The organism is Bradyrhizobium sp. 160, assembly GCF_023073735.1.
In the GTDB taxonomy this organism is placed as follows: Bacteria; Pseudomonadota; Alphaproteobacteria; order Rhizobiales; family Xanthobacteraceae; genus Bradyrhizobium.
The window spans coordinates 189735-202324 of sequence record NZ_JADPKD010000057.1; the positions used below are offsets into that span (position 1 = coordinate 189735).

General features: G+C 64.5%; 9 protein-coding genes and 1 pseudogene. 5 read left to right on the forward strand and 5 right to left on the reverse strand.

Annotation, left to right across the window (positions count from 1 at the left end; translation table 11 throughout):
• Window positions 1-179: 179 nt before the first annotated feature.
• A complete protein-coding gene (locus tag IVA98_RS23730) occupies window positions 180-1790 on the forward strand; it encodes a phytoene desaturase family protein (protein WP_247306708.1) in 1611 nt (536 codons plus the stop codon).
• A gap of 291 nt (window positions 1791-2081) precedes the next feature.
• On the opposite strand, the gene IVA98_RS23735 is transcribed toward IVA98_RS23730, so the two are convergent.
• Window positions 2082-2237 (reverse strand): Flp family type IVb pilin, encoded by a 156-nt coding sequence (locus IVA98_RS23735; RefSeq protein WP_524536407.1) that lies wholly within the window; start codon window positions 2235-2237, stop codon window positions 2082-2084.
• 164 nt (window positions 2238-2401) lie between these two features.
• Here IVA98_RS23735 and IVA98_RS23740 point away from each other — a divergent pair, with 164 nt between their 5' ends.
• On the forward strand, window positions 2402-3289 hold the full coding sequence (locus tag IVA98_RS23740; protein ID WP_247355629.1) for a 50S ribosomal protein L11 methyltransferase: 888 nt from the start codon (window positions 2402-2404) through the stop codon (window positions 3287-3289).
• A 66-nt stretch (window positions 3290-3355) separates the two neighbouring features.
• Here IVA98_RS23740 and IVA98_RS23745 read toward each other — a convergent pair whose 3' ends face one another.
• Window positions 3356-3535, reverse strand: coding sequence for a hypothetical protein (locus IVA98_RS23745; RefSeq protein ID WP_247306711.1), 180 nt, complete (start codon window positions 3533-3535; stop codon window positions 3356-3358).
• A gap of 187 nt (window positions 3536-3722) precedes the next feature.
• Here IVA98_RS23745 and IVA98_RS23750 point away from each other — a divergent pair, with 187 nt between their 5' ends.
• Together IVA98_RS23750 and IVA98_RS23755 are read left to right on the forward strand one after the other, a co-directional pair.
• On the forward strand, window positions 3723-5552 hold the full coding sequence (locus IVA98_RS23750) for an aminopeptidase P family protein (RefSeq protein WP_247306713.1): 1830 nt from the start codon (window positions 3723-3725) through the stop codon (window positions 5550-5552).
• A gap of 302 nt (window positions 5553-5854) precedes the next feature.
• Window positions 5855-7129, forward strand: a complete 1275-nt coding sequence (locus IVA98_RS23755; protein ID WP_247306714.1) for a multidrug effflux MFS transporter — start codon at window positions 5855-5857, stop codon at window positions 7127-7129.
• A gap of 36 nt (window positions 7130-7165) precedes the next feature.
• Here IVA98_RS23755 and ligA read toward each other — a convergent pair whose 3' ends face one another.
• Window positions 7166-9316 (reverse strand): NAD-dependent DNA ligase LigA, encoded by a 2151-nt coding sequence (gene ligA / locus IVA98_RS23760; protein WP_247306716.1) that lies wholly within the window; start codon window positions 9314-9316, stop codon window positions 7166-7168.
• Between the two features lie 111 nt (window positions 9317-9427).
• Between ligA and IVA98_RS23765 the strand changes: the two are divergent.
• Window positions 9428-9713, forward strand: a pseudogene (locus IVA98_RS23765) (GIY-YIG nuclease family protein).
• Window positions 9714-9802: 89 nt separating this feature from the next.
• On the opposite strand, the gene recN reads toward IVA98_RS23765, so the two are convergent.
• Together recN and bamD are read right to left on the reverse strand one after the other, a co-directional pair.
• Window positions 9803-11476, reverse strand: a complete 1674-nt coding sequence (gene recN / locus IVA98_RS23770; protein WP_247355631.1) for a DNA repair protein RecN — start codon at window positions 11474-11476, stop codon at window positions 9803-9805.
• Between the two features lie 13 nt (window positions 11477-11489).
• The gene (bamD, locus tag IVA98_RS23775) at window positions 11490-12380 is read right to left on the reverse strand and encodes an outer membrane protein assembly factor BamD (RefSeq protein ID WP_247306721.1); all 891 of its coding nucleotides are present in this window, start codon (window positions 12378-12380) and stop codon (window positions 11490-11492) included.
• Window positions 12381-12590 lie beyond the last annotated feature (210 nt).

Here is a 12590-nt window from a genome sequence, read left to right on the forward strand (position 1 = left end):
GGCGCAATGGAGCACAAGGCGCCTGAACGGGCAATAAAGGCGCTCCCGATGTTGCAGCGGGGAATGCTTGATATACAGATGTCGTCCCGGGGCGATGCGAAGCATCGAACCTGGAACCTGGAGATTCCGGGCCGCGCTCCGCGCGCCCGGGATGACGGCGGATTGGACTTGAACCCTTCATGACAGAGACCGACGTCATCATCATCGGCGCTGGCCATAACGGCCTCACCTGCGCAGCCTACCTCGCGGCGGCAGGTCTGCGCGTGCGCGTGGTCGAGCGCCGCAAGGTGATCGGCGGAGCGGCGGTGACAGAGGAATTTCACCCCGGATTCCGAAATTCGGTCGCCGCCTACACCGTGAGCCTGCTCAATCCGCAGGTGATCCGCGACTTGAATCTTGCGGAACAAGGCCTGCGCATCGTCGAACGGCGCGCGCAGAATTTTCTGCCCGCGCCCGACGGCAGCTATCTCCTCACCGGCGAGGGGCGGACGAAGGATTCCGTCGCGCGGCTGAACGCGCATGACGCCGATGCGCTCGACGGTTTCACGCGTGAGCTGGAAGAGATTGCCGACGTGCTCAGGCAGTTCGTGCTGCGCGCGCCGCCGAACCTGCTTGACGGCTTTGGCACGAGCGCGATCCGCGAGGCCGTGAATGCGTTAAAGACGGCCAACATTCTGCGCGGGCTGACGCTGGAGCAGAGCCGCAGCCTGCTCGACCTCTTCACCCGCTCCGCCGGCGAGATGCTGGACGAGCGTTTCGAGCATGATCTTGTCAAGGCGCTGTTCGGCTTCGATGCTATCGTCGGCAATTATGCCAGTCCCTACGCGGCGGGTTCGGCCTATGTGATGCTGCATCACGCCTTCGGCGAGGTGAACGGCAAGAAGGGCGTCTGGGGCCACGCCATCGGCGGCATGGGCGCGATCACGCAGGCGATGGCGCGCACTGCGCGCGATCGGGGCGTCGCGATCGATACCGACGCGGGCGTGCGCGAGATCATCGTCGAGCGCGACCGCGCGGTCGGCGTGGTGCTGGAGAACGGCGCCGCCATCCGCGCCAAATATGTCGCAGCCAACGTCAACCCCAAACTGCTCTATACGCGGCTGGTTGCGGCCGACGCCCTGCCCCAAGACTTCCTGGCCCGCATCCGGCACTGGAAGAACGGCTCCGGCACCTTCCGCATGAACGTGGCGCTGGACCGCCTGCCCTCGTTCACGGCGCTCCCCGGTCAGGGCGATCATCTCACCTCGGGCATCATCCTGGCACCGAGCCTCGGCTACATGGACCGCGCGTATCACGATGCGCGCGCGCAGGGCTGGAGCCGTGAACCTGTCGTCGAGATGCTGATCCCCTCGACGCTGGACGACACGCTGGCGCCCGAAGGCAAACATGTCGCGAGCTTATTCTGCCAGCATGTCGCGCCGGAGCTTCCTGCTGGAAAGTCCTGGGACGACCATCGTGACGAGGTCGCCGATCTCATGATCGCGACGGTGGACAAATATGCCCCGGGCTTTGCGGCGAGCGTGCTCGGCCGCCAGATCCTCTCGCCGCTCGATCTTGAGCGGCAATTCGGCCTGTTGGGTGGAGACATCTTCCACGGCGCGCTGACGCTGAACCAGCTGTTCTCGGCGCGGCCGATGCTGGGCCATGCCGACTATCGCGGCCCGCTGAAAGGCCTCTACCATTGCGGCTCCGGCGCCCATCCTGGCGGCGGTGTCACCGGCGCTCCCGGCCACAACGCCGCACAGGTGATCTTGAGGGATCACCGCTCGCTGTTCGGAAGCCGTGGATAGGTCTGTGGACGAGCTGTGGATCGCCTGTCGAGGTCTGTGGTTCAGGAAGAGGATGCCTGGGGACGGGCGGGCGGGACAGGCCTGGGGAAAGACAGTGGAGAACTAAGGGGCCATTGCGGGAAAAAGTTCGTGGATAGGCGTCGTATAAGGTGCGGATAACCTGTGGAGACCGCTCGATAGCACATGTCGCAAAACGACCTCGCCCGCCAGGGGGCAATCCCCCTCGCGGGCGCTGGGTCAAAAACAGCCTATGAAGAAAAGTAGCCCCCGCCGGGAAATGGGAAGCGGAAATTACTTCAAAGAGGTGCTAATCGAACCGAACTTCTCGTTCAGGCTGGTGCCCAGGCTGTTCACCACGGTGATGATCGCGAGGGCAATACCGGCTGCGATCAAGCCGTATTCGATCGCAGTTGCACCGGACTCGTCCGACCAGAACTTCTGAACCATGCGCTTCAAGATTTGCCTCCGTTTCCATTTCAAGCTGTGTTGGCGCCGCCAAACATCCGGAAATTTACGGCATACGACCTACGGCCCGGTTAATCTGAGAGCTGCAACTTGTGCTGAAAATTGGGACTAAAAACTGCAAAAATTGAACCCGACGGAACCTTAGGATGCAGCCCTCCCCTACCCATCGCGCCAGCTTCTCGATCGGCAGCGAGGCCGCCGCCAGGCGCGTCGTCGACCTGCTCACCGAGGTGTTTTTCGAGGCGGATGCGGCGGTCGCTGCTTTCGAGCGGCCCGACGGCCAATGGGACGTCACCCTGCATTTTGCCGCCGCGCCGGACCAAGCATGGCTGCGCGAACTCGTTGCAACTTCAGCAGGAAATGAGATCGCACAGACGCTCGCCTTCGATATCGTCGAAGCCAAGGACTGGGTCAAAGCGAGCCTGGAAGACCTCGTCCCCGTCCCGGCCGGCCGTTTCATCGTGCACGGCAGCCATGACCGCGACCGCGTGGCGGCGAACAAGCTCGCCATCGAGATCGAGGCGGCGCTCGCCTTCGGCACCGGCCACCACGGCACGACCCGCGGCTGTTTACTGCTGCTTGACCATGTCCTGAAGAGTTCCCGGCCGCGCAACTTGCTCGACCTCGGTACCGGGACCGGCGTGCTGGCGATCGCAGCCGCGAAGGCGTTGCACCGCGCCGTGCTTGCCTCCGACATCGATCCGCCCGCGGTGCGGGTGGCGGCCGAGAACGCGGCGCTAAATGAAGTTGGCAACCATGTGCGGGTGATCCGCGCCACCGGCTTCGCCGCGGCGGAGTTCGGCAAATGGGGTCCGTTCGACCTGGTGCTGGCCAACATCCTTGCCAATCCATTGCGGCAATTGGCGGGTCCGATGGCGCGGCATCTCGCAGCCGGCGCCTGCGTCATCCTTTCCGGCCTGTTGACGCATCAGGCCACCGCCGTGATCGCCGCCTACCGCGCGCGCGGCCTCGTGCCGCTGCGGCACCTGCGGATCGAGGGATGGAGCAGTCTATTGCTGCGGAAGATGGGGTGACTGGTCGAAGCTGCCCTAGGTTGGGCCAAACGCAGCGTGTCCACCAACCTCATTCGCGAACGCCCACTACTCCCCCGGCTTCTCGTCCTGGCGCGTCGCGCGCTCGTCCTGCAACGCCCGCCTCGCGCGGCGTTCGGCGAAACGATCGATCATCTGGCTGATGAGGCCGCGCGGCTTCTTCGGTGTCGCCGCAGCCGGCGCGCGGCGCACCGGCGGCGAAATCTTCTCAAACGTGAATGATGGCATCGTGTGTCCCCTCGCCGTTGAGATGAACCACCTGCTCGAATTTCCCTGTTATCCGGACGAAGCGCAACTGCCGCACCCTTTACTCCACTCAATTCGAATGGAACCATTTCAAGCACAGTCCATGCCAGATGCGACGCAAATGCGTCTAGATTGCGGACTGATCCCCATCATCCTAAAGTGATCCACCATGTTCGAAGCGCACTTCCAAACATTCGAGGAGCCCGAGGCCGGCGTCGCATTGGCGGCGCGCCTCGCTGCGCTCCGCGAAGAACTCGCCCGCCGCAAGCTGACAGGGTTCGTCATCCCACGCGCCGACCAGCAGCAGAATGAATATGTGCCGCCGTCGGAAGAGCGGCTCGCCTGGCTGACCGGCTTCACTGGATCGGCTGGATTGGCGGTGGTGCTGACCCAGGAGGCCGCGATTTTCGTCGACGGCCGCTATACGCTCCAGGCCGCCAAGCAGGTCGACGCCAGGGCTTGGGCGGTGGAATCGCTGATCGATCCGCCGCCGGAGAGCTGGGTGTCGGCGCACTTGAAGCCCGGCGAGCGCCTCGGATTTGATCCATGGCTGCACACTTCTTCAGCAGCCGAGCGCCTGTCCGCTGCCTGCGCCAAGGCCGGCGCCGAGCTGGTTGCGGTCGACAGCAATCCCGTTGACGCGATCTGGCAGGACCGACCGCAGCCTCCCCTCACGCCGGTGACCGTGCACGGAATGCAACATGCCGGCCTCACTGAAGCCGACAAGCTGACCCAGATCAGAAGCGAGATCGACAAGCTCGGCGTCGACGCGCTGGTGGTGTCGGACAGCCATGCCGTGGCCTGGACCTTCAACATCCGTGGTGCCGACGTTGCGCATACGCCGCTGCCGCTGTCCTACGCGCTGGTGCCGAAGGACGGACGGCCGACGATCTTCATCGACCAGCGCAAGCTCTCCAACAGCACGCGCGACCATCTCGAACAGTCCGCCGACGTCCGTGAGCCCGATGCGATGGCGCCGACGCTGATGGCGCTGGCCAAGAGCGGCGCCGCAATCGCGCTCGACAATGCCACCGCAGCCGACGCGCTCAGCCGGCTGATTGCAGGCGCCGGCGGCAAGCCGGTGCGCGGCAGCGACCCGATCGCGCTGCTCAAGGCGGTGAAGAACGCAACCGAGATCAAGGGCACGAAGACGGCACATGTGCGCGACGCCGTGGCGCTGGCGCGCTTCCTCGCGTGGATCGATCGCGAGGCACCGAGCGGCAAGCTCACCGAGATCGACGCGGTCGAGGCGCTGGAGACATTCCGCCGCGACACCGGTGCGCTGAAGGACGTCTCGTTCCCGACCATCTCGGGCACTGGCCCGAACGGCGCCATCGTGCACTACCGCGTCACCCGCAAGAGCAACCGCCGGATCACCCCCGGCGACCTGCTGCTGATCGATTCCGGCGCGCAGTATGAAGACGGCACCACCGACGTCACCCGCACGATGGCCGTGGGCGAACCGACGGCGGAGATGCGCGACCGCTTCACCCGCGTCCTGCGCGGCCATATCGCGATTGCGCGCGCGGTCTTTCCCGACGGCACCACGGGCGCGCAGCTCGATACGCTCGCGCGGCAATATCTCTGGGCCGCCGGCGTCGATTTCGAGCATGGCACCGGCCACGGCGTCGGCAGCTATCTCTCGGTGCACGAGGGGCCGGCGCGGATCTCGAAGCTCGGCACCACGCCGCTGAAGCGCGGCATGATCCTGTCCAACGAGCCGGGCTACTACAAGACCGGCGGTTTCGGCATCCGCATCGAGAACCTCGAACTGGTGGTCGCCGCCGACATCAAGGGTGCCGAGAAGCCGATGAATGCATTCGAGACGCTGACGCTGGCGCCGATCGATCGCCGGCTGATCGATGTGGCGATGCTGGCCAAAGACGAACTCGACTGGCTCAATGCCTACCACGGCCGCGTCCGGGCCGAGGTGCGGCCGGCCCTGGACGAGGCGAGCAAGGCCTGGCTCGATCAGGCGACGGCGGAGTTGATGGCGTAATGCGCATGGCGCCGCACGCGCTACGCAACTCTCCTCGCCCCACCGAGCTGTCATGCCCCGCGAAGGCGGGGCATCCAGTACGCCGCGGCTTCTCCGCATAGCACGACTGCCTCTGGAATACTGGATTCCCCGCCTTCGCGGGGAATGACAACTAGAGTGGCGCACGGGCAACGCGCCCAGTCGATCGCGATCACCCTCACCATAACCATCCCGGAATCCGTATAGCCGCATTCCGAAACGCCGATATCCGCCTTGCCCGAGCAAGCTACAGTCCGACTCGCATTTTGAAGAGACGGATACGCATGCATGGCATGATCAGCAAGCCGCCGGGAGCGGCGACCAACCTCGCGACGTCGCGCTTGGTGCTGCTGCTCTTGGTGGTCATGACCGGGATCGCGCCGATCTCGCTCTACATGCTCGTTCCGGCACTGCCGGTGCTGGCGACCAATTTCGGCAGCGACATCTCGATCGCGCAGATGACAGTGTCGCTCTACATGGTCGGCATCGCGCTGTCGCAGCTCATCATGGGGCCGCTGTCGGACAGGTTCGGCCGGCGTCCGGTGCTGCTCGGCGGGCTGGCGCTGATGATCGCGGCCAGCATCGCCTGCATCTTCGCGCAAGACCTGCCGCAGCTGATCGCCGCCCGTTTCTTCCAGGCGCTCGGCGGCGCCTCCGGCATGGTGATCAGCCGCGCCATCATCCGCGACATCTATGAGCGCGACCGCGTCGCCTCGATGATCAGTCTCGTGGTCGCGGCTCTGATGATCGGACAGATGGTTTCCCCGCTCACCGGCGGCTTAATCGAGACCGCGTTCGGCTGGCGCGCGATCTTCTACGCCATCACGATCGCCGCGACCATCGTCGCCGTCGGCATCGCGGTCGCACTGCCCGAGACGCGCCGCAACCGTGCCGCCGGCAGCGGCTTTCGCGGCGACGTCGGCATCCTGTTCCGCAACCGCGCCTTCGTAGGCTATGTGATGTGCCAGGTGCTGGCCTCGCAGATCATCTTCACCTTCGCCGGCGGCGGCCCCTATATCGTGGTGACGCAGATGGGCCGCAGCAGCGCCGAATACGGCGGATGGTTTGCGACCACGGGTTTCGCGTATCTCATCGGCAATCTCCTTTGCGTGCGCTTTGCGCCGCGGCACTCGCTGGGGAAGCTGATCTGGTTCGGGCTTGCCCTCCAGCTCTGCGGCAGCCTGCTGAACCTGATATGGAGCTTCGCCGGCTGGAACGAAGCGCCCGGCTGGCTGTTCGGCACCCAGATGATCGTGATGGTCGGCAATGCCTTCGTGATGGCGAATTCGGCCGCCGGCGCCATCAGCATCCGTCCCGAAGCCGCCGGCACCGCCTCGGGCGCGATGGGCTTCCTCCAACAGGGTATCGGCGCACTGATGTCGCAATTCGGCGCCTATCTTGGCGGTCACTCCGCCACCACGCTGCCGCTGACCTCCGCGGTCCTCGCGATCTCGCTGCTCTGCGCCTGCATGATGATGTTCGTCGTGCCCCGCCGGGAGATGGTGGTGAGCGAGACCCTGATCGGGCAAGCGGAAGAGGAAGAGAGCGGGATGATGTGAGGGACGGCTCGTCGGCTCGCAACGACGAAGAAAACCTCACTCCCCGATCAGCTTCAGCCACTCGTCCTCGGTCAGTACCTTGACACCGTGCTTATTGGCTTCGGCGAGCTTCGAGCCTGCGCCCGGACCGGCGACCACGAGATCGGTCTTCTTCGACACCGATCCCGACACCTTTGCACCCAACCGCTCCGCGGTTGCCTTGGCCTCGTCACGCGTCATCTTTTCCAGCGATCCGGTGAACACCACGGTCTTGCCGGCGACGGCCGAATTGCTCTTTGGCTTCTCGGCGTCGACGATCTCGACCTCCTTGGTCAGCCGCTCGACGATGCCGCGATTGTGGCTCTCGCCGAAATAGTCGGCGATGCTCTTGATCACGGTGTCGCCGATCTGGTCGAGCGCGTCCATGTCCGCCATCGCCTCCTCGTCGCCCTTGGCGACCTTGAGACAGGCCTCGTGAAAGGCGTCCCACGAGCCGTAGCCGCGTGCGAGGGCCAGCGCCGTGGTCTCACCGACATGGCGCATGCCGAGCGCATAGACGAAGCGCTCCAGCGCGATCTTCCGGCGGCTCTCGATGGCGCCGAACAGATTTCGCACCGACGTCGCGCCGTAACCCTCGATCTCTTCAAGCTTGAGCTTTGAGTTGCGCTTCTCCAGCGTGAAGATGTCGGCAGGCTCCTTCACCCATCCCTGGTCGAAGAAATACTGGAGCTGCTTCTCGCCGAGACCGTCAATGTCGAAGGCGCGGCGGGAGACGAACAGCTTGAGATGCTCGATCTTCTGATAGGGGCAAGCGAACTCGCCGGTGCAGCGGGCGCGCGAGCCCTCCTCGCCGGTCGCTGTCTCCTCACGCACCACGTCGGTGTGCAGCGGACACGGGCACTTCTTCGGGAAGTGGAATTCCTTGGCGGTTTTCGGCCGCTTGTCGAGGACGACGTCGACCACCTGCGGGATGACGTCGCCGGCGCGTTGAATCACGACCGTATCGCCGAGACGGATGTCGCGGCCCTCGCGCAGCACCTCGCCCTTGTTCCCGATGCCCTTGATGTAATCCTCATTGTGCAGCGAGACGTTCTGCACGATCACGCCCCCGACACCGACCGGTTCGAGCTTGCCGACCGGCGTAAACGAGCCGGTGCGGCCGACCTGGATCTCGATGTCGCGCAGCACGGTCATGGCACGTTCGGCTGGAAATTTGTGCGCGATGCCCCAGCGCGGCGTGCGCGAGACGAAGCCGAGCCGTTCCTGCCAATCGATACGGTCGACCTTATAGACGACGCCGTCGATGTCGTAGTCGAGTTTTGCGCGCTGCTCCTCGATCGAGTGATGGAACGCCAGCAGCTCCTCGACGGAATGACACAGCTTGGTCAGCGGATTGGTCTTGAAGCCGCAACGCTCGAACCAGGCGATCATGCCGCTCTGCGTGCCCTCGGGCATCGCGCTCATCTGGCCCCACGCATAAGCGAAGAAACCGAGCGGACGCGAGGCGGTGATGGTGGGATCCTTCTGCCGCAAGGAGCCTGCGGCCGAGTTGCGCGGATTGGCGAAGATGGTGCCGCCCTCCGCCTTCTGCCGCTCGTTGAGCGCCAGGAACGCCTTTTTGGTCATATAGACCTCGCCGCGCACCTCACAGATATCGGGGACGTTGCGGCCCTTCAGCTTCTGCGGCACGTCTTCGAGCGTGCGGATGTTGGCGGTGACGTCCTCGCCCACCGCACCGTCGCCGCGGGTTGCGGCGGTGACGAGCTCGCCGCCCTCATAACGTAGTGACATCGAGAGGCCGTCGATCTTCGGCTCGGCGGAGAAATTGACCTGATCGTCGTCGAGCTTCAGAAAGCGCACGATGCGGCCGACGAAGTCGCGCACGTCCTCTTCGGCAAAGGCGTTGTCGAGCGACAACATCGGGACGGCGTGCCGGACCTTCCTGAAGCGGCCCGACGGCGCCGCGCCGATCTTCTGTGACGGCGATTCCGCGCTGACGAACTCCGGAAAGCGCTTTTCGATGGCGTTGAGGCGCTGGCGCAGCGCGTCATATTCGGCGTCGCTGACGGTGGGCGCGTCCTCTTGATAATAGCGCCTGTCGTGCTCTCCGAGTTCAAGCGCGAGCCGCATATGCTCGACCTTGGCCTGCGCCTGGGTGAGCTCGGCGACGTCGCGAAGCGGCGGTTTGGATCTTGCTGCTCTTGCCATGGTGCTTAAGGTTCTAGCTCGTCGTTCCGGGATGGTCCGAAGGACCAGACCCGGAACCTCGAGATTCCGGGTTCGCACGTCGTGCGCCCGGAATGACAGTGGGAGGGGCTCGTGGCTTATTACGTCTATATTCTAGCAAGCCGACGGGATGGGGCAATCTACGTCGGCATCACCAATGACCTTGTGCGTCGCGTCTATGAGCATCGAGTCAAGGCCGTGCCGGGCTTCACGACCAAGTACAACATCACACGGCTGGTCTGGTTTGAGACTTATGATGATCCAATAGCTGCAATTTCACGCGAGAAAGAACTCAAGAAGTGGAAGCGGGTCTGGAAAACTCAGCTGATCGAAGGAGAATCCAAACTGGAATGATCTCTACGAGTCGATCTGCAAATGAGGCGTCATTCCGGGATGGTCCGCAGGACCAGACCCGGAATCTCGAGATTCCGGGTTCGGCTCTTCGAGCCGCCCCGGAATGACGGATAACTAAGCCGTCGCCGACTTGAGCAGCCGTTCCGCGGCCGCCCTGGCTTCGGCCGTGATTTCCGCACCCGCCAGCATCCGCGCGATCTCCTCGCGGCGGTGATCGGCGGCCAGTGCGTTGACGCGGGTGGCGACGCGCTTGCCCTTGTCAAGCGCGTCCTTCGATATCAAGAGGTGCTGGTCGGCGCGGGCGGCGACCTGTGGGGCATGGGTCACGGCCATCACCTGGACCTTCCCGGCAAGCCGCGCCAGACGGCCGCCGATGGCGTCGGCGACCGCACCGCCAACGCCGGTGTCGATTTCGTCGAACACCAGGGTCGGCGCCGAGCCGCGGTCTGACAGCACGACCTTGAGCGCCAGGAGGAAGCGCGAGAGCTCGCCGCCGGAGGCGACCTTCATCAGCGGACCCGGCTTGGTACCCGGATTGGTCTGCACCCAGAACTCGACGCGGTCGAAACCCTGCGGTCCCGGCGCGGCCTCGTCGGTCTCGACCTGAGTCATGAATTTTGCGCGTTCGAGCTTGAGCGGCGCGAGCTCGGCATTGACGGCCTTGTTGAGCTTCTCCGCCGATTTCTGCCGCGCCAGTGACAATTTCTTGGCGGCGGCCGCATAGCGCGCATCGGCCTCGATCGCGGCCTGCTCCAGCTTCTTCAGCCGCGAGGCACCGGCATCGATCAGCGCGACGTCGGCGGCATATTTGGCGGCAAGCGCGGCGAGCCCGTCGACCGGCGTCGAATATTTGCGCGACGCCGCACGCAAAGCAAAGAGCCGCTCCTCGATGCGCTCGAGCTCGGCGGGATCGAAATCGGTTGCCGCCAAGGCGGCGTGAAGGTGCTGGTCGGCTTCCTCCAGCGCGTTGATCGCGGCGTCGATCGCTTTCACCGCGGGCTCGACCAGCGCCGGCGAGTTGACGCCGCGGCGCTCCAGCCGTCGCACCGCGGCGGACAGCGCCGCGACCGGCGAATGATTGCCGCCGACCGCCTCCTGCGCCTCGCGCAAATCGGAGGCGATCTTCTCGCCCTGCATCATGATGGTGCGGCGCGAAGCCAGCGAGGTCTCTTCGCCGTCCTTGGGCGCGAGCTGCTTCAGCTCGTCGGAGGCATGGCGCAGATAATCTGCCTCGCGGGCGGCGCGCTCCATGCCGGCGCGGTGCTCCTCAAGCTCGGTGTTGGCGGTGCGGCGCGCGTCCCATAGCATCTCGACCGCGGCGACGTCCTTTTCGAGGCCGGCGAAAGCGTCGAGCAGGCGACGATGGGTCGCGGCATCGACCAGCGCACGCTCATCGTGCTGGCCGTGGATCTCGACCAGGGCGGCGCCCACCGCCTTCAATGTCTGCACGCTGATCGACTGGTCGTTGATGAAGGCGCGGGTGCGGCCATCGGCGAGCTGCACGCGGCGGAGAATCATCTCGCCGGTGTCATCCAAGCCGTTTTCGGCCAGGATCTTCGTCGCGGGGTGATTTTTGGGGACATCGAACACGGCGGTGACCTGCCCCTGCTCCGCACCATGGCGCACGAGGCCGGCGTCGCCGCGGCCGCCGAGCGCCAGCGCAAAGGCATCGAGCAGGATTGATTTGCCCGCACCGGTCTCGCCGGTCAAAACCGCAAGGCCGGTGGCGAATTCGATATCGAGCCGTTCGATCAGGACGATGTCACGGATCGACAGACGCGCCAGCATGGAACCAAATTTCCTAGCCGAGACCCATCTTCTTGAAGGTCCGGCTGATCCAAGACCCCTGATTCTCGCTCGGTTCGAGACCGCCGGATTTTACAAGATTATAGGCGTCCTTGTACCAGCGGCTATCAGGAAAATTGTGCCCGAGCACGGCCGCCGCGGTCTGCGCCTCGCCGACGATGCCGATCGCCATATAGGCCTCGGTGAGCCGGAACAACGCCTCCTCGACGTGGCGGGTGGTCTGGTACTGTGTGACGACGGTCTTGTAGCGGTTGATCGCGGCCGTGTAGTCGCGCTTCTGCGCGTAATAGCGGCCGACATTCATTTCCTTGCCGGCGAGCTGGTCGCGCGCGCCCTCGATCTTGGCCTTGGCCGAGGTGGCGTATTCCGAGTTCGGATATTTGCGCACCACCTCTTCGAGCGCGGCAATGGCCTTCTCGGTGCGGGCCTGGTCGCGGCTGATGTCCGGGATCTGGTCGTAATGCGAGGCGGCGATCAGGTATTGTGCATAGGCCGCGTCCGGGCTGCCGGGATGCAGCGTGACATAGCGGGTGGCGGCGCCGATGCAGCCGTCATAGTCGCCGCCCTGGTAGGACGCGTAGGCCGACATCAGCAGCGATTTGCGGGCCCACTCGGAATAAGGATGCTGGCGGTCGACCTCTTCGAACTTCTTGGTCGCCGCCTTCATGTCCTTCTTCTCGTTCATGAGGTACAGGCCCTCATTGTAGATCTTGTCGGCGGGCTCCTCGACGAAGGTGTCGTCCTTGGCGGTGAACTTGTCCCAGAGTGCGCCGGTGCCGCAGCCGGCCAGCGGCAGCGCGAGCAGGATGAAGGTGACGGCGTGAAGCAGGCCGTTGGCTCGAGACGAGACCGGGAGATATCCGCGCGTCATACGCTGTGCCGACATGAGTTTTGCCTTGACGCCCTGTGATGCGGTGCCCGCCAGCCCATGACCCCGTCATGGGCGCGAAATGTGACCGTGGTGCCTGCCATACGACCACGCCGATCTATCCGAAAAACGATCGTTACCAACCGGATAGGCAGGCATTTCGCCCGGATTAAGGCGAACGTGCCGCAATGCTAGTCGATCATGGTTACCAGGAATTTCCCGGGGTCG

What these genes read in the sequence shown, in the direction of transcription:
- IVA98_RS23740 (WP_247355629.1), top strand. Translation starts at nt 2,402, where the DNA reads ATGCAGCCCTCCCCTACCCATCGCGCCAGCTTCTCGATCGGCAGCGAG.
- IVA98_RS23755 (WP_247306714.1), top strand. Translation starts at nt 5,855, where the DNA reads ATGCATGGCATGATCAGCAAGCCGCCGGGAGCGGCGACCAACCTCGCG.
- recN (WP_247355631.1), bottom strand. Translation starts at nt 11,476, where the DNA reads ATGCTGGCGCGTCTGTCGATCCGTGACATCGTCCTGATCGAACGGCTC.
- bamD (WP_247306721.1), bottom strand. Translation starts at nt 12,380, where the DNA reads ATGTCGGCACAGCGTATGACGCGCGGATATCTCCCGGTCTCGTCTCGA.
- ligA (WP_247306716.1), bottom strand. Translation starts at nt 9,316, where the DNA reads ATGGCAAGAGCAGCAAGATCCAAACCGCCGCTTCGCGACGTCGCCGAG.
- IVA98_RS23750 (WP_247306713.1), top strand. Translation starts at nt 3,723, where the DNA reads ATGTTCGAAGCGCACTTCCAAACATTCGAGGAGCCCGAGGCCGGCGTC.
- IVA98_RS23730 (WP_247306708.1), top strand. Translation starts at nt 180, where the DNA reads ATGACAGAGACCGACGTCATCATCATCGGCGCTGGCCATAACGGCCTC.
- IVA98_RS23735 (WP_524536407.1), bottom strand. Translation starts at nt 2,237, where the DNA reads ATGGTTCAGAAGTTCTGGTCGGACGAGTCCGGTGCAACTGCGATCGAA.
- IVA98_RS23745 (WP_247306711.1), bottom strand. Translation starts at nt 3,535, where the DNA reads ATGCCATCATTCACGTTTGAGAAGATTTCGCCGCCGGTGCGCCGCGCG.